We start from the raw sequence: 26,119 nt of genomic DNA, 5'->3' as shown, positions 1-26,119 counted from the left end.
GTGCCTTCTGACGCTGCCGGTGTCCTGGTGGGTGAGGACGGCCTGGCCCGCCCGGCATGGGCGTCTGCGGACCCGCTTCTTAGGGACTACTACGACACCGAGTGGGGCCTGCCCGTCAAGGACGAACAGGGCCTCTACGAACGCATCTGCCTGGAGGGTTTCCAGGCCGGGCTTTCCTGGGCCACCATCCTGCGCAAGCGCCCCGCGTTCCGCTCAGCCTTCGCCGGCTTCAGTCCTGATGCCGTTGCGCTCTTTACAGACGCCGACGTTGAGCGGCTCATGCAGGATGCAGGCATCGTCCGGAACCGCCTGAAGATCCGTGCTGCCATCAACAACGCCCAGGCCACCCTGGCGCTGCGGCAGGACGGCGGCCTGGTGGACTTCGTATGGCGGTTCCAGCCCGCTGCCACCCCGCACCCTGCCGTCCACGCGGACATCCCCACCCAATCGGCTGAGTCCGTTGCGCTGTCCAAGGCCCTAAGGAGGAAGGGGTTCTCCTTCGTTGGCCCCACCACCATGTTCGCACTGATGGAAGCCATCGGAATGGTGGACACCCACCTGGTAGGCAGCCACCGGCGGGGGTCCTCCGGGGTCTGGCCCACCGCGGTCAGCTAGGGACGCGGTTTATCCCCAGCTGTTGGGAAACTTATCCACAATGGGGATAACCGGCCGAACCGGCGTTGCGCCCGCGTCCGTCGCCGTCCAGTAGGGCCCCACCGCTAATCCGGTACTGCGGATATGGTTATTAACAGTGTGGAATACCTGTGGATAATCCGCAGGACGGGCGGGCTGCCCCTGCCTTCGGACCCTACCGTTCACGCCGAACCGGGTGATGGCTGGTAATGGAGACGCGGTTGAATGCGTTCATTGTGATAGCCAGCCAGCTGACCACCGAAAACTCCTCCTCGGTGAGATGCTCCCGGGCATAGGCTTCCTCATGCTCCTGTTCGCTGTTGCCCGGAAGTTCCGTGATGCTTTCGGTCAATGCCAGGGCAGCACGTTCCTTTTCCGTGAAGAGTGCCGTGTCGCGCCATGCAGGCAGTACCGCCAGCCTCTGCAAGGTCTCGCCCGCCTCCAGAGCGTCCCGGACGTGGAGGTCCAGGCAGAAGGCGCAGCCGTTCAGCTGGGAAATCCGCACATTGAGCAGTTCCATGGTCCGGACGTCGATGCCGGCCTCCTGGGCAACCTCCTTGACCTTGAGCCCCAGCCCGTTCAATGCACGCCACAAAGCAGGGTGCTGCTTGTCAAGGAAGATGTGCTGGGTGGTGGCGGTCATGGACTCTCCTGTCGGCAAAAGTGCTCAGTCGCAAAGGTAGGCACCTGAAGCTTATCCACTTACCAACAGCGGGATACCCACAAGTTATCCACAAGTGTGGAAACTGGCGGAGAGCTCCCGGTGGTCAACAGCCCGCACGTTGCGATGCAGCGGCGGAAGGTGCAGCTAACTACACCACTGTTGTTTATTGACAGTGTGCATAACCATGTTGATACAGCACCCCGGCACCCCGAGGAACCCTGTCTTCCAAGCGCTTTTGGCGGGTTTATCCACAGAAGAGCTGTTTTTAGGTGGTTTGTCCACTTAAGCACATGCCTATCCCCAAGAGTTATCCACAGATGTGGAGAAAAACGGCCAGACTACAGCCTATTCCGTGTCACGCCGCGAAATCGGAGCACCTGAATCGGGAACTACAGGCATGTAAGTTACCAACAATGTGGATAAGTACTGTGGATAAAGCAAAAACCCCGGCGTCCTCTGGACGCCAGGGTTTCTGGACAGTTTCAGCTTGGTTGCCCCACGGCCGGAGCCTAGATGGAAATCCTCACCCAGCTCGCCGCTATCAACAAGGCGAGCACGGCCACCAGGCCAGCGCCCTGAACGAGACCCTGCCGGGGGCCGCGGGGAGTGTACGCGAGAACCGTCGCGCACAACGCCCCGGTGATCAGGCCACCCAGGTGCGCCTGCCAGGCAATCTGCGGAATCAGGAAACCGATAACCCCGTTGATCGCGATGAGGACCCACAGCTGCCGGGTGTCACCGCCGCGCTGGCGCTGGACCAGCAGCATCGCGCCGAAGAGGCCGAAGATGGCGCCGGAAGCCCCTACGACTCCCACCAGCCCCTGTCCAGGCACCAGAACCGGGTTCAGGAGCAGGTACCCAACGGAGCCACCTACGGCGGACAACAGGTACAGGGCCAGGAAGCGGACGCGGCCAAGGAGCGGCTCCAAGGCCTGGCCGAAGATCCACAGCGTATACATGTTCAACAGGATGTGCAGCAGTGAATCAGGAGAGTGCAGGAATGCCGCGGTCAGCATGCGCCACGGCTCGAACGCCCCGTACTGGGGGGTGGCGAAGACGTTGTTGTAGGCAAACTGTTCGTACACCGCCTGGCCCGGGATGAGCCACTGCAGCGCGTACACCACAACACACACGGCGATGATGCCGAACGTCACCACAGGCTTGCCGCTTGCTGCGGCGCCGCCATAGACCGTCCGCACCTCCGGCGTCGTACGCCTTGTTTCGTTGACGCAGTCAACGCATTGGAATCCGACGGCGGCCGCCCGCTGGCAGTCAGGGCAGGCGGGACGCCCGCATCGCTGGCAGCGCACATAGGAGGGCCGGTCCGGGTGCCGCGGGCAAACCGGAACCTGCGCGGACGGCTCAGCCGACGGAATTCCGTAACTCATGCTTCGGTGTTACAGCTGTTCGATGTCGATGCTGTTGATGGTGACGTCCTCCACGGGACGGTCACCCATGCCGGTGCGGACACCTTCAATTGCGTCAACAACCTTCTTGGATTCCTCGTCAGCCACTTCACCGAAGATGGTGTGCTTTCCCTGGAGCCAGTCCGTGGGGATAGTGGTGATGAAGAACTGGGAACCGTTGGTGCCCTTGCCCATGCGGATGCCCGCGTTGGCCATGGCCAGCTTGTAGGGCTGGTTGAAGCTCAGTTCCGGGTGGATTTCGTCGTCGAACTGGTAGCCTGGGCCGCCCACGCCGCGGCCCAGCGGATCGCCGGCCTGGATCATGAAGTCCTTGATGATGCGGTGGAAGATGGTCCCGTTGTACAGCGGGGTGCCGGTCTTGTCCTCGCCCGTCTCCGGGTGGGTCCACGCCTGCTCGCCGGTGGCAAGGCCTACGAAGTTCTTGACGGTCTTGGGCGCGTGGTTGCCGAAGAGGTTCACGGCGATGTCGCCGAGGCTCGTGTGGATGGTTGCTTTTGCAGTTGCGATGGCAGTCATAGCCCCCATTCTTCCACGGCCCATCCGGGCCGTTGCGGCTCCGGCGGCAGTTCCGCGCTGGGTGAAATCCGCCTAAAATCCGCAGTGGGAATAGCCGGTGAACACCAAGCCACGTAGGCTAACCACAGAACCGTCACCTAACCGGGAGGTAGTTGTGAAGAAGTCGGACCGTATTGCCCGTGACCTTGAGCTGCAAGTCGCCAGCGCCGTAGAGAATGCCAGGGACTGGGCAGCCCCCCGTGTGGAAGCAGCCGTTGACCGTCTCCAGCATGGCCTGGACACTGCATCGCCAAAGATCCAGGAAGGCCTGAAGTCCGCTGCCCACAACCTGGCGGATGGCGTGGCCACGGTGACCCCTCGCATCCAGGACGGCCTGGCGCAGCTCGCGCCCAAGATCAACGATGCCGTGGAAGGCGCCTCGCCCCGCCTGCATGAGGCCCTGGACAAGGCCACCCCGGTGATCCTCAACGCCCGTGACCGGGTGGTTGTTGAATACCTGCCGCGCCTTTCAGACCAGATCGGCCAGGCATCCCAGGTGGTGCACCGCACCCTGGAGAACACTCCCGCCCACGTTGACGCGGTGGCGCAGAAGCTGGGGGATGTGGGAATCATCCACGCCATCCAGGAGCAGGCCCAGGCCACCGGCACCCAGCTCAAGGCCGCGGCAACCGAGGCAGGCCGCACCGTCGGCATCCAGCTGGCACAGCCGGAGCCCCCCAAGAAGAAGCGCGGCTGGCTTGTCTTCGGTGTGATCGCCGCGGCCGTGGCCGCCGGTGTCGCTGCATGGAAGGCCTCCAAGCCGGTCGAGGACCCATGGAAGACCCCGTCCCCGGTGACCCCCACACCCGCGCCGGTCCCGGCCACCACCGTGAACGACGTCCAGGAAAAGGCAGCCGACGCCGCTGGAACGCCGGCATCGTCCGTTTCCTCCACGGCCGACTCCACGGCTGACAAGGCAGAGGACGCCGGCGAAAAAGCAAAGCACGTGGCTGAAGAAACTTCGGACAGCGCAACGACTCCGGCGACCGATGCCAAGACTGCCACCAGGAACATTGCGTCCAACATCAACAATGGGGACAAGGGCACTACCCAGTCCTGATAAGACGTCCGCTGTATAAACCGGCCAAGGCCGGAGAGCTCAGCCGGAAAGGGCTCCGCCGCAGGGCGGGGCCCTTTTTGCTGTCTTCCATGGTTTCGGCCGTCCGGGATCGGAAGCGGTTGGATGCTAGATTTGAACTGATGCCAGCCCACCAACCCTCTGGGGATGCCTTGAACGACGCAGCACACCTGCCCCGCGTATCCATTGTCATCCCGGCATACAACGAGGAGAGCGTCATCCGGCAGTGCCTCATTGCTGCCATCTATCAGTCCGTCCCCGCCCACGAGATCGTGGTGGTGGACAACCTGTCCAAGGACCGGACCGCTGACATCGTGCGCCAAATGCAGCTCGAATACCCGGAAAGCCCGCTGATCCTGTTAAGCCAGGATGAGGCGCAGGGCCTGATCCCCACACGGAACTTCGGGCTGGACAACGCCACAGGGGATGTCCTGGGCCGGATCGACGCCGATTCGGTAGTGGAGCCCGATTGGGTGGAGCAGGTGCAGAAGGCGTTCCTGGACCACTCCGTCCAGGCAGCCACGGGTCCAGTGGTCTACTACGACATGCCCATGCGCCGGTTCGGCCTCAAGGCCGACGACAAGATGCGCCAGCTCATGCTGAAACTGGCAAAACACCAGTACCACTTCCTGTTCGGCTCCAACATGGCCCTCCGGTCCTCCGCTTGGGAGGCCATCCGGGCCGAGACCTGCCGCGATGAAAAGGACGAGATGCATGAGGACATCGATCTGTCCCTGCACCTCGCCGAGCACGACCTGAAAATCCAGTACTGCCCGCAGATGGTCTCCGGTATGTCCGCGCGCAGGCTGGAGGATTCACCCCGGGACTACCGCTACTACGTCACCCGGTTCGACCGTACCTACAAGGCGCACAACGTCAAGAAGATGGCGCTGAAGGCTCCCATGGTGGTGTTCTTTTCGGTGTACTTCCCGGCCAAGCTCCTCCGCGCCATCCACACGGTCAACACGGCCCAACCTGTGCGCCGAGGCGGCCAGTAGTCCCTCGGGACAGCGCCTTCAGTCCGTTCCCAGCTCCGCAAGGGGCCGGCCCGACGGCGGTTCCTCCTGTCCGGTACCTTCCGGTCTTCCCCGGCGCCCGGACCTGCCCGACCTTTGGCCCAACACGACGATAGCCAGTCCGGCCAGGATCAGTCCCAGCCCGGCATAGGTTCCGGCCGGGAGCGTCTCCCCGAGGAAAATCCCGGCGAGCAGTGCGGCCCCCGGTATTTCCAGGAGAATGATCATGGAGACCAGGAGCGGGCTCATGGTGGCCAGGAGATGGTTGAACGCTGTGTGGCCCACTAGCTGTGCGCAGACGGTGATCGCCAGGATCCCCAGCCATCCCGCTGCTTCGAAGCCCGCCAGCGGTTGCCCGGCCAGCAGGGCCATGACGGCCACGAACGCTGCGCACATCCCGTAGCAGAGCGTGGTGTACGTGCCCGTCGTCATGCTTTGCCGGGCCTTCCCGCCCGCCAGCGTGTACAGGCCGGCCAGCGCACCGCCGGCCACCGCCAGGAGGTCGCCCAGCAGGGCCTGCGGGGAGGAACCCATGTCAAACCCGGTAATGGCAACAACACCGCCAAAGGCGACGCCCAGGCCTGCCAGCACCTGCCAGCGGTGGCGGGTTCCGCGGAAGAGCTGGAAGACGGCGATCCAGGCCGACTGCAGGCACACCAGCGCGGTTGCCGCCGCCACGGACGTCAGCTGCAGCGAGGTTATAAAGCAGGCAAAGTGGAATGCCAGGGCGCCGGCGGCCAGCAGGCACCAGCGAAACTCACGCCTGGTGATCCTGCCGAACTCGCGGGGCTCCCGGACCAGCGTGGGGGACGCCATCACGGCGGCGCCAATCGCGTTGCGCCAGAAGGCAATGGCGAGTGCACTGACCGTGGTGGCGCCCAGGGTGGCGGCAATCAGCGGACCGGATGATGCGACGCCCAGTACGCCGAGTGCTGCAAGAAAGAAGTTCACTGACCAACCCTAATGCGCAGCCCAGCCTGCTGCTGGAGAGCCTCCGGCGGACAAAGCAAAAGTCCCGGCCGGCGTTTCCGCTGACCGGGACTTCCTTATGGTGGAGGCACGGGGACTCGAACCCCGAACCCCCTGCTTGCAAAGCAGGTGCGCTACCAATTGCGCCATGCCCCCATAAGAAGCAACCCGTCAATCATACCCTAGAACCTGGAAGCCTCTGACCAGCTCCAGTCCGGGCGCCGGGGCTAGTCTACCGAGTCGGTCGACTTGCTCCAGACATCTTTCCGGGCTTCGGATTCCTGTGCTTTCCGGTAGAGCAGGACGCCTGCGATCGCCGCTGCCAATACAAGCAACTTCTTCACATGCTCCCCGTTCCGGTCCGGCTGCGGGTTACGCGAACCAGACCTACTCGAACCTGCACAGGTTCCGTGGGCGTACCAGGACTTGAACCTGGGACCTCTTCGTTATCAGCGAAGCGCTCTAACCGCCTGAGCTATACGCCCCGATGCCTCATCGGGCCGAGACATGACTTTACAGCACATCCCGGCCCGATCTCAAATCGGACCTTTTCGCCGGTATGTGGCCGGCGAAAGCGGGGACCTAGTCGTCCGTGAGGGTAACGCCAATGCCGCCCACCAGGGTGGCAGAGATGTTGTAGAGCACGGCGGAGAGCATGGAGAGAGCGGTCAGCAGGACCACGTTCACCACCGCGATGATGGTGGCGAAGGATGCCACCTGTCCCAGGGAAGCAACCTTCTTCAACTCAAAGCCGCCGCCCTCGGTGCCAGCCAGGGTACCCAACAGGCTGTCCACCTGGTCGAAAATGCCCGTGAGGTCAAGAACGGTCCACAGGACAATGGCGGCCACCACCGTGACAATTCCCAGTGCCACGGACAGCAGGAATGCCATCTTGAGGACGGACCACGGGTCCACCTTGCTGATCAGCAGCCGTGCACGCCGGACCTTGGCTTTCGGAGCAGGCTTGACCAGGCCGGGGGTGCCTTGCCCGGGAGAGCCCGACGGCGGACGCTGGCCGGGTGCCGGGCGCTGGCCGGGCTGTCCCATGGGACGCTGGCCCGGCTGTCCTGCCGGCCGGTCGCCCTGGGCCGGGCGCTGGCCGGGAACCGCGGGGCGCTGCCCCGGGGCACCGGCAGCTGCGGCAGGGCGCTGCTGCGGACGAACGGGGGCGTTTACCCGCGGAGCGGCTGAGGGCCGGCTGCCGTCGGGAACGGTACTGTTCGACTTGGGAAATGAGTCGGGATTACTCACTCGTTACCTCCGTGTAGTCTTCGTTCGGCTCAGCGTTGCCCGAGGCGTCCTCTGACTCAACGGCCGGTGGTTCTTCTGCCAATGCTGGGCTGGCTGATTCCTCGAGGGATCCGCCGTCTTCAGCCAACGTTACGTCATCCTCCGGCGATTCCTCGCCCTCGAGGCCGCGTTCGCTGTTGCGTGCCACCTCGATAATCCGGTCGTTTTTGTCCGGCTTGGCGAAGATCACGCCCATGGTGTCCCGTCCCTTGGCGGGGACTCCGGCAACGGAGGAGCGGACCACTTTGCCGCCCTCCATGACCACCAGCACCTCGTCCTCTTCCTGGACGATCAGCGCGCCCACCAGGTCGCCGCGTTCTTCCGCGAGCTTGGCTACCTTGATGCCCAGCCCGCCGCGTCCCTGGAGCCGGTATTCTTCAACCGCAGTGCGCTTGGCGTACCCGCCCTCGGTCACGATGAAGACGTAGGAGCCATCGGTCACCACATTGGCGGCGAGCAGTTCGTCCTCCTCACGGAACTTCATGCCGGTGACACCGGACGTTGCCCGGCCCATGGGCCGGAGGGCATCCTCGGTGGCGGTGAAGCGGATGGACTGGCCCTTGCGGGAGACCAGCAGCAGGTCGTCGGTTTCCGACACCAGCTGCGCGGACACCAGCTCGTCGCCGTCGCGCAGGTTGATGGCAATCACGCCGGCGGACCGGTTGGTGTCGTAGTCCTCGAGCCGGGTCTTCTTCACCAGGCCGCGCTTTGTGGCCAGGACCAGGTAGGGAGCCTGCTGGTAGTCCTTCAAGTCCAGGACCTGGGCGATGTGTTCGTCCGGCTGGAACGCCATCAGGTTGGCCACGTGCTGGCCCTTGGCGTCGCGGCCCGCTTCCATCAGCTCATAGGCCTTGGCCCGGTACACGCGGCCCAGGTTGGTGAAGAACAGCAGCCAGTGGTGGGTGGTGGTAACGAAGAAGTGCTCCACGACGTCGTCCCCACGGAGTTGGGCACCCTTGATGCCCTTGCCGCCGCGCTGCTGCGAACGGTAGTTGTCGCTGCGGGTGCGCTTGACGTAGCCGCCGCGGGTAATGGTGACCACCATTTCCTCTTCGGGAATGAGGTCCTCCATGGACATGTCGCCGTCGAACCCCATGAGGATCCGGGTGCGGCGGTCATCTCCATGCTTGTCCACGATCTCGCCGAGCTCGGTGCTGATGATCTCGCGCTGGCGCTGCTCCGAGCCAAGGATCTGGTTGTACTCGGCGATCAGCGCTTCAAGTTCGGCGTGCCGGTCCTGGATTTTTTGGCGCTCCAGGGCGGCGAGGCGGCGCAGCTGCATATCCAGGATCGCCCTGGCCTGCAGTTCGTCGATGTCCAGCAGTTCCATCAGGCCGTCGCGTGCCGCTTCGGTGGTGTTGGAAGCACGGATGAGGGCGATGACCTCGTCCAGCATGTCCAGTGCCTTCAGCAGCGCCCGCAGGATGTGGGCTTCTTCCTCCGCCTTGCGCAGCCGGTACCGGGTGCGGCGGGCGATGACGTCCATCTGGTGCGTCACCCAGTGCCGGATGAACGCGTCCAGGCTCAGGGTGCGGGGCACGCCGTCAACAATGGCCAGCATGTTGGCGGAGAAGTTGCTCTGCAGTTCGGTGTGCTTGTAGAGGTTGTTCAGCACCACCTTGGCCACGGCATCGCGCTTGAGGACAATGACCAGCCGCTGTCCGGTGCGGCCGGAGGTTTCATCACGGAGGTCCGCGATGCCCTGGATCTTGCCGTCCTTGACCAGCTCGGCGATCTTGATGGCCAGGTTGTCCGGGTTTGCCTGATAGGGCAGCTCGGTGACCACCAGGCAGGTGCGTCCCTGCAGCTCTTCCACGTTCACCACGGCACGCATCGTGACGGAGCCGCGGCCGGTCCGGTAGGCATCCTCGATGCCCTTGTGGCCCAGGATGGTGGCGCCGGTGGGGAAATCCGGACCCTTGACCCGCAACAGGAGTTCTTCCAGCAGTTCCTCGCGGCTGGCGCCGGGGTTGGCCAGGTACCACTGCACGCCGTCCGCTACTTCGCGGAGGTTGTGCGGCGGAATGTTGGTGGCCATGCCGACGGCGATGCCGGAGGATCCGTTCACCAGCAGGTTGGGGAACCTGGCAGGCAGGATGGTGGGTTCCTGGTTCTTGCCGTCGTAGTTGTCCTGGAAGTCGACGGTTTCCTCGTCGATGTCCCGGACCATTTCCATGGCAAGCGGGGCCATTTTCGTTTCGGTGTACCGGGGTGCGGCAGCGCCGTCGTTGCCCGGGGAGCCGAAGTTGCCCTGGCCGAGGGCCAGCGGGTAGCGCATGGTCCAGTCCTGGATCAGGCGGACCAAAGCGTCGTAGATGGCCGTATCGCCGTGGGGGTGGTACTGGCCCATGACCTCGCCCACCACACGGGCACACTTGTTGAAGGAACGGTCCGGCCGGTAGCCGCCGTCGAACATTGCGTAAAGGACCCGGCGGTGGACCGGCTTCAGGCCGTCCCGCACGTCGGGGAGGGCACGGCCCACGATGACAGCCATGGCGTAGTCCAGGTAGGACCGCTGCATTTCTGTCTGGAGGTCCACCTGCTCCACGCGGTCGATCAGCACGTCGCCTTCAAGAACGGTGTCCGGAGTACCGGCGTCGGGGGCCGGGTTCTCGGGTGTTTCGTCGCTCATTTATAATTTCCGTTTCAGGTATATGTCAGTGTTCGAATATTAGGAAAATGTGCTTCCTAGATATCGAGGAACCTGACGTCCTTGGCGTTCTGCTGAATGAAGTTACGGCGCGATTCAACGTCCTCGCCCATCAGGACCGAGAAGATCTGGTCCGCCGCGAGGGCGTCGTCCATGGTGACCTGGAGCAGCGTGCGGTGGTCCGGATCCATGGTGGTATCCCATAGTTCGGTGTAATCCATTTCGCCGAGGCCCTTGTAGCGCTGGATGCCGTTGTCCTTGGGAATCCGGCGTCCCGCGGCCTGGCCTGCCACGAGTTTCGCGTCGCGTTCGCGGTCGCTGTAGACGTAATCGTGGGCTGCGTTGGACCATTTGATGCGGTACAGCGGCGGCTGGGCCAGGTAGACGTAGCCGTGCTCAATGAGGGGGCGCATGTACCGGAACAGCAGGGTCATCAGCAGGGTTGTGATGTGCTGGCCGTCCACGTCGGCGTCCGCCATCAGGACGATCTTGTGGTACCGCAGCTTGGAGAGGTCGAAGTCCTCGCCAATGCCGGTTCCGAAGGCCGTGATCATGGACTGGACTTCGGCATTGCCCAGCGCCTTGTCCAGGCGCGCCCGCTCCACGTTCAGGATCTTTCCGCGGAGGGGCAGGATGGCCTGGGTCTCCGGATTGCGTCCGCGCTTGGCGGAGCCGCCGGCGGAGTCGCCCTCCACGATGTAGACCTCGCACTTCTCCGGATTCTTCGAGGAGCAGTCGGAGAGTTTGCCCGGCATGCCAAAGGATTCCAGCGGGCTCTTCCGGCGGGCATTGTCCCGGGCCTTGCGGGCGGCCATCCGGGCCTGCGCTGCGGAGATCGCCTTCCGGATGACGTCCCGGGCGGGGCCGGGGTTGCGTTCCAGCCAGTCACCCAAACCGTCGGTGACCACGCGCTGGACGAAGCCCTTGACCTCGGAGTTGCCCAGCTTGGTCTTGGTCTGGCCCTCGAACTGGGGCTCGGCAAGCTTGACGGAGATGACGGCGGTGAGGCCCTCGCGGATGTCGTCGCCGGTCAGGTTGTCGTCTTTTTCCTTGATGATTCCCTTTTCGCGCGCGTAGCGGTTGATCAGGGAGGTCATGGCAGCACGGAAGCCCTCTTCGTGGGTTCCGCCCTCATGGGTGTTGATGGTGTTGGCGTACGTGTGCACGCTCTCGGAGTAGGCGTTGGTCCACTGCATCGCCATTTCGAGGGCTATCTTGCGTTCCGTGTCCTCGGTTTCGAAGGCGATGACGTCCTCGTGGACCACATCCACCTTCTTGCCGGAGTTCAGGTGCTTGACGTAGTCCAGCAGGCCTTCGTCGTACTGGTACACCACGGTGCGGTGTTCTGCGGTGACTTCGCCCTCGGTGGCGACGGCGTCAAGGTCCAGGTCGGCATCGGCATCCGGCTCGGCAGCGGTGCGCTCATCCGTCAGCGTGATGCGAAGCCCCTTGTTAAGGAAGGCCATCTGCTGGAACCGGGCGCGCAGCGTCTCAAAGTCGAATTCGGTGGTTTCGAAGATGGCAGGATCCGGATAGAAGGTCTGGGTGGTACCCGTAAGGTCGGTTTCCTCACCCTTGACCAAGCTGCCCTGGGGCTTGCCGCCGTCCGCGAAGGACATCCGCCAGACATGGCCCTGGCGGCGCACTTCAGTATCAACGCGGCTGGAAAGTGCGTTGACCACGGAGATGCCGACACCGTGGAGGCCGCCGGAAACCGCATAACCGCCGCCGCCGAACTTGCCGCCCGCGTGCAGTATGGTCATGACCACTTCAACCGTGGGCTTGTGCTCGGTGGGGTGCATGTCCACGGGAATGCCGCGGCCGTCGTCCACAACCTTCACGCCGCCGTCGGCCTGCAGGACAACCTCGATGTGGGTGCAGTAGCCGGCAAGGGCCTCATCCACCGAGTTATCAACAACTTCGTAGACGAGGTGGTGGAGGCCGCGGGGTCCTGTCGAACCGATGTACATGCCCGGGCGCTTGCGTACCGCTTCCAGGCCTTCAAGGACAGTGATGTCGCTGGCACCGTATTCACGCGGCGTCGCCGATGGGGCCGGGGTATCAGGCGTTCGGGCATCCTCGACTGCGGGTTCAGCTGCCAGAATATCTGTATTGTCGTTAGCCACAGGCGCTGTCGACTCCTCTGTTCTCGATGATGGCCGGCCGAATCCCCTCCTGGACCCAGGAAAGTCATCCGCCAACAGGCACAAACTTATAGCGCCGGTGGCCTGCTGACGGTGGGGATCCGCGCTCCGCGTGCTGTGGGCGCGCGGAAAACGGACTCAGTCAACGTTTCACCCGCGCCCAGTTATCTACAACGATTCTACCGCGCGGCGGCCCATTTCCCCGCATTCCAGGGCCGTCGGCGGACAGTGGTGTGCCCGTGCGAGGGCGTTGACCGCGCCTTGGGCGAGCTGGAAGTGCCGCCTCCGGGTGCCTATACGCCCTCCATCCCCTACAGCGCTCTACACGCCGTTGGGCGGATTATCAAGAGTCCGGCCCCCGGCACTACCCGTACGTGTCCCGGGGGCCGCGGCCGTTTACCGAGCGCCCGCCCTTGCGCCAGCTCGGCGCCGCAGGGCCAAGCACCTGGATGCTGGTGACAACTCCGTCGCCCAGCTCCACCCGGAACTTCTCGAGGAGGCTGGTACTGAGGAGCCGCAGCTGGGTGGCCCAGGCAGTTGAGTCACAGCGGACGTGCAGGGTGGTATCGGTGAAGCTTTCCGGGGTGCAGTGGGCCGAGATCTCAGGGCCAACCAGGGTTGCCCACTCGGCCATCACGGACCCCACCGCCACCGGGGAGGTCCAGCCGCGTTCCGCCACCAGGCGTCCCACCACCTTGCCCAGGCCAAGGGGGTCGCGGCCGGTGCCATGGAACTGGCTGAAGCCGCGGGTGTCGCGGGTGCCTTTTTTGGCCTTTGAGGTGCCCGGGCGGTGGGCTGCCCTGCGGATTTCGCCGCGCGCCGCGGCGGCCTCCCGCATCCGGTTCAGGGCAACCTGCGGGGCGTCGATGTTGTCGGGGTCGCGGCCGGGCTGCAGCCCGCCGCCTTTCTCATTGTCCCTGCTCATCAATTCCTCCCGGGATGACCTTCACCCGCCGTCCGGACAGCTCTTCCGGGATGTCGGCGTCGACGGCGGCGGTCACCAGGACCTGCTCAGCGCCGGAGACTATTGCGGCCAGTTTACGCCGCCGCTGGACGTCCAGCTCGGCAAAAACGTCGTCGAGGATCAGGATGGGAGCGGAACCTCCGGTACGGGCGTCGTCCAGCATTACGTAATAGGAGGCGAGGCGCAGGGAGAGGCACATGGACCAGGTTTCGCCATGGGAGGCATAGCCCTTGGCGGGCGCCTGGCCCAGGATCAGTTCCAGTTCGTCGCGGTGCGGTCCAACGAGCGAAATGCCCCGTTCGAGTTCCTTCCGGCGTGATTCGGCGAAGGCTCGGACGTACCGCTCCGCCAACTGGTCCACCGAGAACTGGCGCAGGTCTTCCACGTCCGCCGAAGTACCTCCGCCCGCGGTGCCGGCCGCGGAAGGCAGCGCGGCGCCGTCGTCGTCCATCTGGTTCTGGAGGGTGGAGCGATAGACGGCGTCTGCCGGTTTAGACGCGTCGGTCAGGTCCGCATAGGCACGCGCCAGGTGCGGGCGGAGCCGCTCCACCAGCTCGAGCCTGGCGTGGAGCAGTTCAGCGCCCGCCTTCGCCATGTGCTGGTCCCACACATCAAGGGTTGCCTCATGGGCGGAGGTGAACTTACCCGCCCGGGCGGACTTCAGCAGGGCATTGCGCTGCTTCAGCACGCGGTCATAGTCGCTGCGCGTTGCGGCATGGTGCGGGATGAGGCTGGCGAGCAGCTCGTCCAGGAAGCGGCGCCGGTTCGAGGGATCCCCCTTGACCAGGGCCAGGTCTTCGGGAGCGAAGAGGACGGTCTGGCAGATGCCCAGCAGGTCGCGCGCGCGTACCGGATTGCTGCGGTTGATCCGGCCGCGGTTTGCCCGGCCGGCGTTGATCTCAAGTTCCAGGACCGTGGTCTGCCCGCCCCGGACCAGGCGTGCCCGCACCAAAGCCCGGTCCGTTCCAAACCGCAGGAGGGGTGCATCCGAGCTGACGCGGTGGGAGCTGAGGGTGGCCAGGTAGCCGATGGCCTCCATCAGGTTGGTCTTGCCGATGCCGTTGTATCCAACCAGGACGGTGACTCCCGGACCCAGGGCAAGGTCAACCTGGGCGTAGCTGCGGAAGTCGGTCAGGGAGAGGTGTTCGAGGTACACGCGGTTTTCGGCAATTCTGGGAACCTGGACGGTTCCCGGGTGGATGCTACTTGGCGGGACGGGTGGCGTGTCCGCCGAACTGGTGGCGCAGTGCGGACACCATCTTCATGGCCGGGGAGCTGTCCTCGCGCGATTCGAAGCGGGCGAACAGTGCCGCCGTGATGGCCGGGGCGGGAATTGCGTTGGCGATGGCCTCTTCCACGGTCCACCTGCCCTCGCCCGAATCCTCGACGTAGTCGTCGATGTTCTGCAGCCCCGGGTCCTCATCCAGTGCCTTGACCAGCAGGTCCAGCAGCCAGGACCGGACCACCGTGCCTTTTTGCCAGGCGCGGAACGTGCCGGGAAGGTCGCTGATGATGTCCTTGGAAGCCAGCAGCTGGTAGCCCTCGGCGTACGCCTGCATCAGGCCGTATTCGATCCCGTTGTGGACCATCTTGGCGTAGTGGCCTGCGCCGATACCGCCGACGTGGACAAAGCTGTCCTCGCGTTCGCCCTCCGGGCGCAGGGCATCAAACACCGGAAGTGCGCGTTCAATGTCCGCAGCATCGCCGCCAGCCATCAGGCCGTAGCCGTTCTGCAGGCCCCAGACTCCGCCGGACACGCCGCAGTCCGCGAAACGGATTCCCTTGGCAGCGAGGAGTTCGCCGTGTTTCTGGTCTTCGGTGAAGCGCGAGTTTCCACCGTCGATCACCAGGTCGCCCTCGGTGAGCTTGTCGCCCAGTTCTTTGATGACGGCGTCCGTGATCTCGCCGGCGGGAACCATCACCCAGATCAGCCGCGGCACCGGGACTGCGGCAAGGAGCTCATCGAGGGTTGCGACGTCCGTGACATCGGGGTTCCGGTCGAAGCCCGTGACCTCCACGCCGCCCTTGCGCAGGCGTTCGCGCATATTGAATCCCATTTTGCCAAGGCCGACCAGTCCAATGTGCATTGTGGAACTTCCTTCTGCGCTAGGGTGCGGGAACAATCGTGAGCTGCCAAACTAGGTAGCAGTAAGTGTCGTTTTGGACGTCCACAACGACACTTGGCGCTACTTAGTTGGGGAGGCGGACGGGCATCACCAGGTAGCGGTAGTCATCCTGGTCCTCGCCGTCGGCGTCCGCCTGGGCTGTGATCATGGCCGGCTTGGGCGCAGTGGTGAACGAGAACCGGACAAACTTGGTTTCGATCACGCTGAGGCCCTCCACCAGGTAGTGGGGGTTGAAGGCCACCGTGATGTCATCACCGGACAGCTGGGCCTCGAGTTCCTCGGAAGCCTGGGCGTCCTCTCCCGTACCGGCGTCCAGGTTCAGGAGCCCCTGGGTGAAGGCGAGCCGGACCGGGGTGTTGCGTTCAGCCACAAGGGAGACGCGGCGCACGGCTTCAACAAGCTCCTGGGTCTGCACCGTGGCGTGGATGGGAGTCGAGTCCGGGAACAGCGAGCGGATCTTGGGGTAATCGCCGTCCACCAGCAGCGAGGTGGTGGTCCGCCCGCCGCTTTCGAAACCGATCAGCCTGCTGTCGTCGTCCGCGAGGGCCAGGTTGATGTCGCCGCTGTTGCCGAGGGTCTTTGCGACTTCGTTCAGGGTTTTCGCCTTGACCAGGGCACTGGTCGAGATACCGGGGGTGACCGGCTTCCACGGCACTTCGCGCATCGCTAGGCGGTAGCGGTCAGTGGCGAGCAGCGTGATGAGGTCGTCCTCGATCTCCATCCGCACGCCCGTGAGGATGGGCAGGGTGTCATCCTTGCTGGCAGCGATGATCACCTGTGACACCGCCTGGGCGAAGGCATCACCGGGGACCGTTCCGCTGATGGCCGGGAGCGCGGGAAGAGGCGGGTACTCGGCCTCGGGCATCGTGGCCAGGTGGAAGCTGCTTCGGCGGCAGGTCAGGGTGACTTTGTTGCCATCCGTTTCGACGTCCACCGGTGCCGAGGGGAGGCTGCGGCAGATGTCCGCCAGGAGGCGGCCGGACACCAGGATGGTGCCTTCGTCGCGGATGTCAGCGCCAATCTCCAGCCGGGCCGACGTCTCGTAGTCGAAGCTGGAGAGGCTCACAGTGCCGGCTTCGGCTTTCAACAGCAGGCCGGAGAGGACGGGTACGGGCGGCCGCGGAGACAACGACCGGGCTGTCCATGTGACGGCTTCTGCCAGGACGTCCCGATCGACTCTGAACTTCACGGAAGGGTGCCGCCTTTCATTGCTGCTGCTTCTAGGTTCCTGGAACCACGCGCTGGAAGTTCCACAAAGTGTGGTGCCCCCGTTCCTGAACCTGCATGGTCCGTGCTGAGGGAACCACAAGAAAAACCCAAGGATGGGAGCGCTGCTGACAGCTTAGCCGGAAGATCCGGGATTAACCCATCCCCTGGTGGTCCCGGTGTTTGAGGGCCGTCCGGCCCGGACCGGGGTGGCTGTGCGGAACGGTCTTGTTGTTTGAGGGATTTCAATTTTTTGGGATTAGTAGTGTTAATAACTGCTGTGGAAACTGTGGATAACTCTCCCTCACCGCGCAGTTCGGCGGTTAAGCCCTGTTCATGGACTGTGGGTGGAGCAGGTTTTAAACAGGGTGTGGATGGGGACAACATTTTTCGCGATTTTCGGAATCCACAGGCGCCTTAAGGGTTTTAAGCCCATTAACCGCGGTTGTCCCCTTAACTATCCACAGGCTTATCCACATGCACCTGTTAATAAGGTATAGGTGCGCCGGCTAGGAGTCTCGCTGCTGCTGCTTGATCCGGTTGGTCAATTCCGTCACCTGGTTGTAGATCACACGCCGCTCGGCCATCAGCTCGCGGATCTTCCTGTCAGCGTGGATCACGGTGGTGTGGTCGCGGCCGCCGAGTTCCTGGCCGATCTTCGGCAGCGACATGTCCGTGAGTTCGCGGCAGAGGTACATGGCAATCTGGCGTGCGGTCACCAGAGTCCTGGTCCGCGACTTGCTGCACAGCTCTTCCATGCTCAGCTTGAAGTACTCCGCGGTCTGCTGGAGGATCTGGCTGGACGTGATCTCCTGGGCGCCGTCGTCGGTAATGAGGTCCTTGAGGACCATTTCCGCGAGTGCCACATCCACGGGCTGGCGGTTGAGGCTTGCAAAGGCAGTGACCCGGATCAGGGCGCCTTCAAGTTCACGGATGTTGCTGGAGATCTTGGATGCGATGTATTCCAGCGCGTCATCGGGAGCGGACAGGCCTTCACTCAGGGCCTTCTTGCGGAGGATGGCGATGCGGGTTTCGAGTTCCGGCGGCTGGATGTCCGTGAGCAGGCCCCACTCGAAGCGGGACTTCATCCGGTCCTCGAACCCTGCCAGCAACTTGGGCGGCTGGTCCGAGGTGATGACCACCTGCTTGTTGTTGTTATGCAGGGAATTGAACGTGTGGAAGAACTCCTCCAGCGTCCGGTCCTTGCCCGCGAGGAACTGGATGTCATCGATGAGCAGTACGTCCACGTTGCGGTACGTGGTCTTGAAGCTGGCGCCTTCATCGTCACGGATGGAGTTGATGAAGTCGTTGGTGAACTCTTCCGAGTTGACGTAGCGGACCCGGATGCCGCTGTAGAGCCGCCGGGCGTAGTGGCCGATGGCGTGCAAAAGGTGCGTCTTGCCCAGGCCGGAGTCACCGTAGATGAACAGCGGGTTGTAGGCCTTTGCGGGTGCTTCGGCGACGGCGACGGCGGCAGCATGGGCAAAGCGGTTGGAGGAACCAATGACGAAGGTGTCGAAGACGTACTTCGGGTTCAGGCGGCCGAACTCATGGGAGGTGCTGGGCAGCATGGGCTGCGGCTTCTGCTCGATGAGCTGGTCCGGGGAGAAGGAAGGCTCGACGACGACGGGTTCGGGTTCCTTGTGGATGGGCACTAGGTCCGTATCCACGTCGATGGCGCACCGGATGTCCTCGGAGAAAACGTTGTGCAGAGCGTCGTCCAGGGCGTCCTTGACCTGGGTCTGGAGCACTTCGCGGGTGAGCTCGTTGGGAACGGCCACCAGGAGGGTGGACCCGATCAGGCCCTGGGCCTGGGCAAGGATGACAAAGCCACGCTGCCGAGGTGAAACACGGTGGTCCTGTTCCAGGAGGCTGACAACGCGCCGCCAGGAACTTCCGACAGTATTGGCGTGGTTGGCTTCGTCTACTGTCATCAATCGGTTCCCTCAAAACTTGCTTTGCCTGCATTGCCTGCAGCCGCGAGTCTCGAACCAGGATGGGTTCAGCTTCATCCACAGGGTTATGCACAGCACGTGGATAATCGGCTACTGGGCCACTCTAGGGGATGAAAAGCCTAGAAGATAGCTGGCAAGAAGCTTGTGGATAATTACACCGATGTCGTTTCCAAAACGGCCCTGTGAGCCACTTCATCCACAGGCCGGGAGGGCAGGTTAGGCACAGCTGGGGATAGCCGGCGAGGGGTGCTCCGGTTTGACTCAGGGCCTCGGATTGCCCTAACGTTGTGAAGTCCTTTGTGTCCGCTTTTTGGCCCCATCTGAATCTCTCAGGCGCAGTGCGCTTGAGCAGCCGGGGGAAGCGTGCATATACAAAACTTAGCGTCGGCCAGTTCTTCCCCATACTGATCGGGTGGGCGCACCTTTGATCCACTGGAGTAACTAACGTGAGCAAGCGGACTTTTCAGCCGAATAACCGCCGTCGAGCCAAGAAGCACGGCTTCCGCCTTCGTATGCGTACCCGTGCCGGCCGCGCCATCCTGGCAGCCCGTCGTGGCAAGGGCCGTACCGAGCTGTCGGCGTAAATAACTGACTTGTCGGTAGACATTTCTTTGCGAGTTTAAAGGTGCTGGCCACCCGTAACCGTTTGAGGACTGCGACCGATTTTTCAACAACTGTACGTTCCGGTGTCCGCAATGGACGCCGGAACGTAGTGTTATATACGGCAGCTATCGCTGCCGACGAACCCAGCCGGATCGGGTTCATCGTTTCCAAGAGTGTAGGGAACGCTGTGGTCAGGAACCTCGTTAAGAGGAGACTGAGGGAAGCCGGTGCTGCCTCGCTGCGCGAGTACGGCACCGGGTTCGCCATAGTGGTCCGGGCGCTTCCTGCGTCCGCAACTGCCAGCTGGGACCAGCTGCTGTCGGATTACAATGCCGCATTGGAATCAACGATGACCCGGCTGGCCGGCCGCCCTGCAAGGGCTGCCGCCAACAGTTCGGCCGGTACTACACAGGAGGGGACATTGCGTGCGTAACGCCACCGCCGTCGTCGTTACCTGTCTCCGACGTAGTGCTGCAGCAGTTGCGCTGTTCCTCTGGAACCTGCCCCGCAACATCCTCATTCTTCTGTTGAAGGCCTACCGCAAGGTGATTTCGCCCTTGTATGGGCAGGTCTGCCGCTTCTTTCCTTCGTGCTCGGCCTATGCCCTCGAAGCGATCACGGTGCACGGCGCCGTTAGGGGAAGCTGGCTCGCAGCCCGGCGCCTGGCGCGCTGCCATCCCTGGAACGCCGGCGGTGTGGACCACGTCCCCGCCGGCCACCGCCACTGGCCTGAAAACCAGACCCCCACAATTGTTGTACTGAACAACCCGGACAAGTACCTGGCTGCGCAGTCTGATGGAGAAGGCCGCTCTGCGGCCTGACGAATAGGGATATCGTATGGACTTCTTTGAAACAATCATGTTTCCGTTCAAGTGGCTTGTTTCCATCATCATGGTGGGCTTCCACGAGGGCCTGAGCAGCATCGGCATGCCGGAGGCTTCCGGCTGGACGTGGACCCTGTCCATCATCGGGCTGGTGCTGGTGATCCGTGCCGCCCTGATTCCCGTGTTCGTCAAGCAGATCAAGGCCCAGCGCGGCATGCAGCTGCTGCAGCCTGACTTGAAGAAGCTCCAGGACAAGTACAAGGGCAAGACCGACCAGCTGTCCCGCCAGGCCATGGCGCAGGAACAGATGGCCATGTACAAGAAGCACGGCACCAACCCGTTCTCCGCGTGCCTGCCCATGCTGATCCAGATGCCGTTCTTCTTCGCGCTGTTCACCGTGCTGTCCGGCATCAGCACCGCCCGTGACAAGGGCCTCGGTATCGGGGCCATGAGCCACGACCAGGTAGTCCAGTTTGACGAATCCACCATTTTCGGGGCCACGCTGTCCGCTTCACTCCTGCACGGTGGCGAGGGCAACCTCACTTCAGTGTGGATCCTCTCCATCCTGATGATCCTGGCCATGACGGCCTCGCAGTTCATCACACAGAAGCAGATCATGGCCAAGAACATGTCCGAAGAGGCCATGGCAAGCCCGTTCATGCGGCAGCAGAAAATGATGCTCTACATCCTGCCCATCGTCTTCGGCGTGGGCGGCATCAACTTCCCCATTGGTGTCCTCATCTACTGGACCACCACCAACCTCTGGACCATGGCCCAGCAGTTCTTCGTCATTCGCCGCATGCCGACGCCGGGGTCCCCCGCCGCCAAGGCCCTCGCCGAGCGCCGTGCCGCCAAGGGCCTTCCGGCCTTGCCTATCCTGGGCGGTAAGAAGGACGACGCCGCTGCCGAAGCCGCTGCCGCCGCGGCCGTGGCGCAGGCCAAGGGCCAGCGCATCCAGCCACAACGAAAGAACAGGAAGAAGAAGTAATGTCTGCCGAGAGCACCGAACACGCCCTTTCCGAGGACATCATCGACGAGCAGGATGAGTCCGCGAATGGTGAATCCTTGGGGGCTGACGTACCCAAGGGATCCACGGCCAGCCGCCTGGAGGAAGAGGGGGATGTGGCAGCAGACTACTTGGAGGAGCTGCTGGACATTGCCGACATCGATGGCGATATCGACATTGAGGTACGCAACGGACGGACCTACATCTCTATCGTGACCGAGGAAGAGTCCGATGCCCTGGACAGCCTGGTGGGTGAGGACGGTGAAGTCCTCGAGGCCCTTCAGGAGCTCACCAGGCTCTCGGTTCTCTCCGCGACGGAGAACCGGTCGAGGCTGGTCCTGGACATCAATGGCTACCGCCAGGAGCGGACCGGCCACCTGCAGAAGATTGCGGAAGACGCGGCAGCTTCAGTGAAGGAGACCGGCAAGCCTGTGGCCCTGGAACCGATGAGCGCCTATGAGCGCAAGATTGTCCACGACGCCGTCGCTGACCTGGGACTGGTCAGCGAGTCCGAGGGCGAAGGCGCCGGACGCCACATTGTTGTGTCCGCAGACTAGAGAATTGCTGATCCGCTAATCATGGTTGACATCACGGCAGCTGAACTCGTGGCCGCTGAGAAGATATTCGGCGACCGGCTGGACCTGGCCAAGCGCTATGTGGAACACCTGGCTACCTCCGGAACGGAGCGCGGCCTTATTGGGCCGCGTGAGATTCCGCGGCTGTGGAGCCGGCATGTCCTTAACTGCGCTGTCATTGAAAGCGAAATCCCTGAGGGCAGCCACGTGGCCGACGTCGGAAGTGGTGCGGGCCTGCCGGGCCTGTGCCTCGCCATTGCGCGTCCGGACCTGGAACTGACCTTGATCGAGCCGCTGGAGCGCAGGGTCATCTGGCTCCAGGAAGTGGTTGACGACCTTGGCCTGGACAATGTCACGGTAATGCGGACCCGGGCCGAATTGGCAGTGGGACACGTGGAGGCTGATGTGGTGACGGCGAGGGCAGTATCTGCCCTCAGCAACCTTGCCGGCCTCACGATTCCGCTTCTCGCCGGCAAAGGCGAAGTGGTGGCCATCAAGGGGCGCAGCGCGGGCGAGGAAATCGAAAAGGCCGCCAAGACCATCCGTAAACTGGGTGGCGTTGAAACGTCGGTTCTGACGGTGGGAGAGAGCCTGCTGGAAGAACCCACTACCGTGGTGCGCATCGTTGTAAACAAGTCCCAAAAGAAAGCCTAGTTCAGGCCCGGTGACCAGACTCTGCCGGGTCCAGCGGTTAGGCTAGACAACGGCAGCAAATTTGGCCGAACGAGAGTGAGTGTGCCCCAGTGACCAGTAGCGAAGCCTCCACGCAACGGATACCGCCGTTCGTGACTTTGGGGTCAGCACGTTCCGTCGCTGGTCCAATGGGTGCCCCGGCCAGGGGCGGAATTCACCCCGAAAGGGTTTCGAACGGCACCAACGCCATGGCCGTTTCACGTGAAACAACCGTTGCCGGTAGAACCAACATCATCGACGCCATCGATGATTCCAGCCCCATTGCCCGGGAACTGGCGCATGAAACCAAACGCCGCGAGCGGTTGGTCGGCAGGCAGCTTCCCCGCCCGGAGAACACCCGGGTCTTTACCGTATCGAACCAGAAGGGTGGAGTGGGAAAGACCACCACCACCGTGAACATCGCCGCAGCCCTTGCCGCGGCTGGCCTGAACGTCCTGGTCATTGACATCGACCCTCAGGGCAACGCGTCCACCGCCCTGGGAATCGAGCACCATGCCGATGTGGACAGCATCTATGATGTCTTGATAAACGATGTCCCCCTTGCCGATGTAGTGGCCCCCTGCCCGGACATTAACAATCTGATCTGCGCACCGGCCACTATCCACCTTGCGGGCGCAGAAATCGAACTCGTCTCCTTGGTAGCCCGTGAGCAGCGGCTGCGCCGGGCAATCGACGTTTACGCGAAGGCGCGCGAGAAGAACGGTGAACAGCGGCTCGACTACATCTTCATCGATTGCCCGCCCAGCCTTGGACTGCTGACGGTTAATGCCTTCTGTGCTGCCAATGAGGTGCTGATTCCTATCCAGTGCGAGTATTACGCACTTGAAGGATTGAGCCAGCTCCTGAAGAACATCGAGATGATCCAGAAACACCTCAACGCTGACCTGGTAGTTTCCACCATTCTTTTGACGATGTACGACGGACGGACCAATCTTGCAGCCCAGGTTGCAGCCGAGGTCCGCCAGCATTTCCCGGATCAGGTTCTCTCTGCTGTTGTTCCGCGTTCAGTTCGGATATCAGAAGCGCCGAGTTACCAGCAGACCGTCATGACGTACGACCCTTCCTCCAGTGGAGCCCTGTCTTATCTGGAAGCCGCCGCTGAAATAGCAGAGCGCTAAATCTTCAAACTGCAACGACCGGAGCACGGCATGGCCAGGCTCTACCACTGGAGGGATTACCAATGAGCGAGAAGCGACGTGGCCTGGGCCGCGGTCTTGGCGCGCTGATTCCAAGTTCCGCCGCCGCCAACGGATCGGGCAACGGTTCGGCCGCCTCCCGTCCGGTCGACCTCTTCTTCCCCGAGGGACGAAGGAAGACGGAACAGGCTGAAGACGCCGCGGACAACCAGTCGTCCGGGACGCCGGCCGGCGAGAGTCCTGCCACTCCCTCCACTAGGCCGTCTTCCTCCGCATCTCCTGCAGGCAAGAGCCCGGCTGAAACGAGCGCTACCTCCAAGCCGCGCTCGTCCGGCAGCTCAGCTGCGAAACGTGATCCCGGCGAATCCGCTGCCTCGACCGAAATCACTCCTGATCTGCGGGAGGACCCGGCAGCAGCATCTGTTTCAGCGCCGGCATCAGCTGATTCTACCGAGGGCATGGATGAACCCACGTGGAATGACTCTGGTGTGGAGCTGGTAGAGGTTCCCGGCGTTCGCTTCGCTGAAATTCCAGTCTCGGATATCCACCCGAACCGTAAACAGCCGCGATCGGTCTTTGACGAAGACGATATGGCGGAGCTCGTTCACTCCGTTCGCGAAATAGGCGTCCTGCAGCCAATTGTGGTCCGGAAGTCAACCGAATCCGGTGGGGAACCCTTTGAGCTCGTTATGGGTGAGCGCCGCTGGAGGGCTGTCCAGGCTGCTGGCCTCGAAACCATTCCCGCAATCGTCAGGGATACCACCGATGACGATCTGTTGCGGGATGCCCTGCTGGAGAACCTCCACCGGAGTCAGCTGAATCCCCTCGAAGAAGCAGCGGCCTACCAGCAGCTCCTCGAGGACTTTGGAACTACCCACGAACAATTGGCAGACCGCATTGGACGTTCACGTCCCCAGGTGTCAAACACCCTGCGGTTGCTCAAGCTACCCCCGCTGGTACAGAGGCGGGTCGCTGCTGGCGTAATATCCGCTGGGCATGCCCGCGCGCTTCTAGCCCTTCCTGACGCGGCCGCAATGGAGCGACTGGCCCAGAAGATTGTGGCGGAGGGTATGTCAGTTCGGGCCACCGAAGAGGCCGTAACAATGTACCAGGATCCCGCCAAACCTGCGAAGAACAATATCCCGCGCCCAGGTGCCCGCCACGAGCGGCTGGATTACCTTGCATCCTCGCTTTCTGACCGGCTGGACACCAACGTTAAGATCTCCCTCGGTGTCCGCAAGGGCAAAGTGAGTATCGAGTTCGCAAGCGTGGAGGATCTAAACCGGATCATGGATGTACTTGCACCTGGTTCGAACAACTAAAGAGCCACCTTTAGCAACGTGAAGGCCCGATTCACTATGAATCGGGCCTTCGTCTTTCCAGAAGCCTTCATTTCTTGGGTGATGCCTCCCCGTCTTTTAGTAAGGGAAGAACAAAGTCCTCCCTGCCCCGGGTTATTGCCTCCTCGTTGGTTGGAAAGTGCTGAACTGAAGGGCTGACAGCGCGAGATATGTCTGTTCTGGGAGGGTTACCCTCAACTGTCGTTCTGCGTGAAGTCGTGCTCGCCGCGCTTAAAGAATGATGGTCCTTGCCAGCTGCGGCAGCCGTGTTCATATGCTTTGGCTGCTGGCGGGGCACGACACGCGCATCGATTGGCTTCTCCCGGGGTGCGTTTCGATAGAGTTTCCGCTCCCAAGCTGTGAGTATTCCAAGTAGACGGGCCGGGACGGACGCTCTTCTGTTTGTTTCACGTGAAACCGCAACGCCCTGGATCTGTCGTGACTGGCCCTGCACTTCCGCGCCGCGTCCACATACGCAGCGGCCTAGCGCTGGCACTGAGATGCTGGTGGCAGAGCAACGCAGCCCCTTGTCCGGTACTCTCTTCACACTGCGTTAACTGTTCCTATTCATACGCTCGATGTCTGTGAGCGTGAACTGTTCCTACGTACGGCATGCGTAACCCGACTGGACAGCAAGGATGTGGATTGTGATCGTATGAGGCCCTGCGGTTTGACCACAACTTTTGGTACAGGGGCGCAGTTCAGTTGCGTTGGCCAGTGAGGATGCAGCCGACGAGTTAGTCGGTTGCCTGTCAGCAGTAAACGAAATCTATTCGAGGTCCTAACAGCGGAATGTCTGCTGTGTTTCACGTGGAACATCCAACCCCTTGGCATCGCCGCCCGGGCGCCTTGGCGTCGAAGACGACACCATCCCGCCTCGTAGGCGCCTTGGGGTCTATACCGGACCCCGTCGGGCTGCACCTCTTGCCGCCTCTCCATCTGCGCGGTGATCTGTGCCGCTTGGACGCAGGCCGAGGGCTAACCCACATCCATTAGTTGCCCAGACAGGAATGCGGCGTGCTGTGTGGGAAGCTCAAGTGTTCGGGGCACCGCGCTCGTTGCTTTCGATCGCGCTACGCCCTACTCACCCAGGTTCCCTGGCAACTCATCCGCGACGGCACTGGCAGCCAATTCCGAATACGTCCGTGGCGCCGTGCTCGCTCCCGTTTCACGTGAAACAGCCGGCCCAACGTAAAAGCTGGCAAGAAGAACCGGACATCCAGCGCCAGTCCCAGTAGGAAGGATGCCGCTCCAGCGTCAGAGGA

At 62.7% G+C, this 26,119-nt stretch carries 24 protein-coding genes and 2 tRNA genes; 11 read left to right on the top strand and 15 right to left on the bottom strand.

Annotated features, from left to right (window positions below; all coding sequences use genetic code 11):
• Complete coding sequence (locus FHJ30_RS00220; RefSeq protein WP_139027262.1) at positions 1–615, top strand: DNA-3-methyladenine glycosylase I; 615 nt, start codon at positions 1–3, stop codon at positions 613–615.
• A gap of 193 nt (positions 616–808) precedes the next feature.
• On the opposite strand, the gene FHJ30_RS00215 is transcribed toward FHJ30_RS00220, so the two are convergent.
• The 3 genes from FHJ30_RS00215 to FHJ30_RS00205 all read right to left on the bottom strand — a co-directional run bounded on the left by FHJ30_RS00215 (position 809) and on the right by FHJ30_RS00205 (position 3,240).
• Positions 809–1,276, bottom strand: coding sequence for a carboxymuconolactone decarboxylase family protein (locus FHJ30_RS00215; protein WP_139027261.1), 468 nt, complete (start codon positions 1,274–1,276; stop codon positions 809–811).
• Positions 1,277–1,806: 530 nt separating this feature from the next.
• Positions 1,807–2,685: a rhomboid family intramembrane serine protease gene (locus tag FHJ30_RS00210; RefSeq protein ID WP_139027260.1), complete on the bottom strand. Its 879-nt coding sequence runs from the start codon at positions 2,683–2,685 to the stop codon at positions 1,807–1,809.
• A 9-nt stretch (positions 2,686–2,694) separates the two neighbouring features.
• Positions 2,695–3,240: a peptidylprolyl isomerase gene (locus FHJ30_RS00205; protein ID WP_139027259.1), complete on the bottom strand. Its 546-nt coding sequence runs from the start codon at positions 3,238–3,240 to the stop codon at positions 2,695–2,697.
• A gap of 154 nt (positions 3,241–3,394) precedes the next feature.
• Between FHJ30_RS00205 and FHJ30_RS00200 the strand changes: the two genes are divergently transcribed.
• Together FHJ30_RS00200 and FHJ30_RS00195 are read left to right on the top strand one after the other, a co-directional pair.
• Positions 3,395–4,339: a hypothetical protein gene (locus tag FHJ30_RS00200; protein WP_139027258.1), complete on the top strand. Its 945-nt coding sequence runs from the start codon at positions 3,395–3,397 to the stop codon at positions 4,337–4,339.
• 140 nt (positions 4,340–4,479) lie between these two features.
• Positions 4,480–5,355 (top strand): glycosyltransferase family 2 protein, encoded by an 876-nt coding sequence (locus FHJ30_RS00195; RefSeq protein WP_139027257.1) that lies wholly within the window; start codon positions 4,480–4,482, stop codon positions 5,353–5,355.
• An 18-nt stretch (positions 5,356–5,373) separates the two neighbouring features.
• Here FHJ30_RS00195 and FHJ30_RS00190 read toward each other — a convergent pair whose 3' ends face one another.
• From FHJ30_RS00190 to dnaA, 12 genes are all read right to left on the bottom strand, one after another.
• Positions 5,374–6,324, bottom strand: a complete 951-nt coding sequence (locus FHJ30_RS00190; protein WP_139027256.1) for a DMT family transporter — start codon at positions 6,322–6,324, stop codon at positions 5,374–5,376.
• A gap of 98 nt (positions 6,325–6,422) precedes the next feature.
• Positions 6,423–6,498 (bottom strand) — tRNA-Ala (locus FHJ30_RS00185).
• A gap of 71 nt (positions 6,499–6,569) precedes the next feature.
• On the bottom strand, positions 6,570–6,686 hold the full coding sequence (locus tag FHJ30_RS21550; protein WP_218950010.1) for a DLW-39 family protein: 117 nt from the start codon (positions 6,684–6,686) through the stop codon (positions 6,570–6,572).
• A 67-nt stretch (positions 6,687–6,753) separates the two neighbouring features.
• Positions 6,754–6,827, bottom strand: a tRNA-Ile gene (locus tag FHJ30_RS00180).
• A gap of 97 nt (positions 6,828–6,924) precedes the next feature.
• A complete protein-coding gene (locus tag FHJ30_RS00175; RefSeq protein WP_139027255.1) occupies positions 6,925–7,593 on the bottom strand; it encodes a DUF3566 domain-containing protein in 669 nt (222 codons plus the stop codon).
• A complete protein-coding gene (gyrA, locus tag FHJ30_RS00170) occupies positions 7,586–10,264 on the bottom strand; it encodes a DNA gyrase subunit A (RefSeq protein WP_139027254.1) in 2,679 nt (892 codons plus the stop codon). Before gyrA ends, FHJ30_RS00175 begins: the two co-directional genes overlap by 8 nt.
• Positions 10,265–10,320: 56 nt before the next feature.
• The gene (gene gyrB, locus FHJ30_RS00165) at positions 10,321–12,408 is read right to left on the bottom strand and encodes a DNA topoisomerase (ATP-hydrolyzing) subunit B (RefSeq protein ID WP_139027253.1); all 2,088 of its coding nucleotides are present in this window, start codon (positions 12,406–12,408) and stop codon (positions 10,321–10,323) included.
• Positions 12,409–12,790: 382 nt separating this feature from the next.
• Complete coding sequence (locus tag FHJ30_RS00160) at positions 12,791–13,351, bottom strand: DUF721 domain-containing protein (protein ID WP_139027252.1); 561 nt, start codon at positions 13,349–13,351, stop codon at positions 12,791–12,793.
• Positions 13,335–14,546 (bottom strand): DNA replication/repair protein RecF, encoded by a 1,212-nt coding sequence (recF, locus tag FHJ30_RS00155; RefSeq protein WP_139027251.1) that lies wholly within the window; start codon positions 14,544–14,546, stop codon positions 13,335–13,337. The genes FHJ30_RS00160 and recF overlap by 17 nt, the downstream gene beginning before the upstream one ends.
• 46 nt (positions 14,547–14,592) lie before the next feature.
• Positions 14,593–15,477, bottom strand: a complete 885-nt coding sequence (gene gnd, locus FHJ30_RS00150) for a phosphogluconate dehydrogenase (NAD(+)-dependent, decarboxylating) (RefSeq protein WP_139027250.1) — start codon at positions 15,475–15,477, stop codon at positions 14,593–14,595.
• A gap of 103 nt (positions 15,478–15,580) precedes the next feature.
• Complete coding sequence (dnaN, locus tag FHJ30_RS00145; protein WP_139027249.1) at positions 15,581–16,705, bottom strand: DNA polymerase III subunit beta; 1,125 nt, start codon at positions 16,703–16,705, stop codon at positions 15,581–15,583.
• Positions 16,706–17,231: 526 nt separating this feature from the next.
• Entirely contained in the window at positions 17,232–18,656 is a 1,425-nt protein-coding gene (dnaA, locus tag FHJ30_RS00140) for a chromosomal replication initiator protein DnaA (protein WP_104996246.1), read from the bottom strand.
• Between the two features lie 467 nt (positions 18,657–19,123).
• On the opposite strand from dnaA, the gene rpmH reads away from it, so the two are divergent.
• The 8 genes from rpmH (at position 19,124) to FHJ30_RS00100 (ending at position 24,836) form a co-directional block, all read left to right on the top strand.
• A complete protein-coding gene (gene rpmH, locus FHJ30_RS00135; protein ID WP_003800212.1) occupies positions 19,124–19,261 on the top strand; it encodes a 50S ribosomal protein L34 in 138 nt (45 codons plus the stop codon).
• A 41-nt stretch (positions 19,262–19,302) separates the two neighbouring features.
• Positions 19,303–19,713: a ribonuclease P protein component gene (gene rnpA, locus FHJ30_RS00130; protein ID WP_139027248.1), complete on the top strand. Its 411-nt coding sequence runs from the start codon at positions 19,303–19,305 to the stop codon at positions 19,711–19,713.
• Complete coding sequence (gene yidD, locus FHJ30_RS00125; protein ID WP_171058865.1) at positions 19,706–20,101, top strand: membrane protein insertion efficiency factor YidD; 396 nt, start codon at positions 19,706–19,708, stop codon at positions 20,099–20,101. Before rnpA ends, yidD begins: the two co-directional genes overlap by 8 nt.
• Before the next feature lie 16 nt (positions 20,102–20,117).
• Positions 20,118–21,092 (top strand): membrane protein insertase YidC, encoded by a 975-nt coding sequence (gene yidC / locus FHJ30_RS00120; RefSeq protein WP_139027246.1) that lies wholly within the window; start codon positions 20,118–20,120, stop codon positions 21,090–21,092.
• A complete protein-coding gene (locus FHJ30_RS00115) occupies positions 21,092–21,667 on the top strand; it encodes a R3H domain-containing nucleic acid-binding protein (RefSeq protein ID WP_139027245.1) in 576 nt (191 codons plus the stop codon). Before yidC ends, FHJ30_RS00115 begins: the two co-directional genes overlap by 1 nt.
• Before the next feature lie 21 nt (positions 21,668–21,688).
• The gene (rsmG, locus tag FHJ30_RS00110) at positions 21,689–22,339 is read left to right on the top strand and encodes a 16S rRNA (guanine(527)-N(7))-methyltransferase RsmG (RefSeq protein WP_139027244.1); all 651 of its coding nucleotides are present in this window, start codon (positions 21,689–21,691) and stop codon (positions 22,337–22,339) included.
• A gap of 89 nt (positions 22,340–22,428) precedes the next feature.
• Positions 22,429–23,496: a ParA family protein gene (locus FHJ30_RS00105; protein WP_306669369.1), complete on the top strand. Its 1,068-nt coding sequence runs from the start codon at positions 22,429–22,431 to the stop codon at positions 23,494–23,496.
• A gap of 62 nt (positions 23,497–23,558) precedes the next feature.
• The gene (locus FHJ30_RS00100) at positions 23,559–24,836 is read left to right on the top strand and encodes a ParB/RepB/Spo0J family partition protein (protein WP_139027243.1); all 1,278 of its coding nucleotides are present in this window, start codon (positions 23,559–23,561) and stop codon (positions 24,834–24,836) included.
• Positions 24,837–26,119: the final 1,283 nt, after the last annotated feature.

It is taken from the genome of Arthrobacter sp. BB-1, assembly GCF_006151685.1.
In the GTDB taxonomy this organism is placed as follows: domain Bacteria; phylum Actinomycetota; class Actinomycetes; order Actinomycetales; family Micrococcaceae; genus Arthrobacter.
Note: the sequence above shows the minus strand (reverse complement) of the source record. Positions and strands in the feature narration are given on the sequence as shown.

Excerpts from the sequence above, each read along its gene's own strand:
- FHJ30_RS00215 (WP_139027261.1), bottom strand. The coding sequence starts at position 1,276 with ATGACCGCCACCACCCAGCACATCTTCCTTGACAAGCAGCACCCTGCT.
- FHJ30_RS00210 (WP_139027260.1), bottom strand. The coding sequence starts at position 2,685 with ATGAGTTACGGAATTCCGTCGGCTGAGCCGTCCGCGCAGGTTCCGGTT.
- FHJ30_RS00205 (WP_139027259.1), bottom strand. The coding sequence starts at position 3,240 with ATGACTGCCATCGCAACTGCAAAAGCAACCATCCACACGAGCCTCGGC.
- FHJ30_RS00195 (WP_139027257.1), top strand. The coding sequence starts at position 4,480 with ATGCCAGCCCACCAACCCTCTGGGGATGCCTTGAACGACGCAGCACAC.
- gyrA (WP_139027254.1), bottom strand. The coding sequence starts at position 10,264 with ATGAGCGACGAAACACCCGAGAACCCGGCCCCCGACGCCGGTACTCCG.
- FHJ30_RS00160 (WP_139027252.1), bottom strand. The coding sequence starts at position 13,351 with ATGAGCAGGGACAATGAGAAAGGCGGCGGGCTGCAGCCCGGCCGCGAC.
- gnd (WP_139027250.1), bottom strand. The coding sequence starts at position 15,477 with ATGCACATTGGACTGGTCGGCCTTGGCAAAATGGGATTCAATATGCGC.
- dnaA (WP_104996246.1), bottom strand. The coding sequence starts at position 18,656 with ATGACAGTAGACGAAGCCAACCACGCCAATACTGTCGGAAGTTCCTGG.
- yidC (WP_139027246.1), top strand. The coding sequence starts at position 20,118 with ATGGACTTCTTTGAAACAATCATGTTTCCGTTCAAGTGGCTTGTTTCC.
- FHJ30_RS00115 (WP_139027245.1), top strand. The coding sequence starts at position 21,092 with ATGTCTGCCGAGAGCACCGAACACGCCCTTTCCGAGGACATCATCGAC.
- rsmG (WP_139027244.1), top strand. The coding sequence starts at position 21,689 with ATGGTTGACATCACGGCAGCTGAACTCGTGGCCGCTGAGAAGATATTC.
- FHJ30_RS00100 (WP_139027243.1), top strand. The coding sequence starts at position 23,559 with ATGAGCGAGAAGCGACGTGGCCTGGGCCGCGGTCTTGGCGCGCTGATT.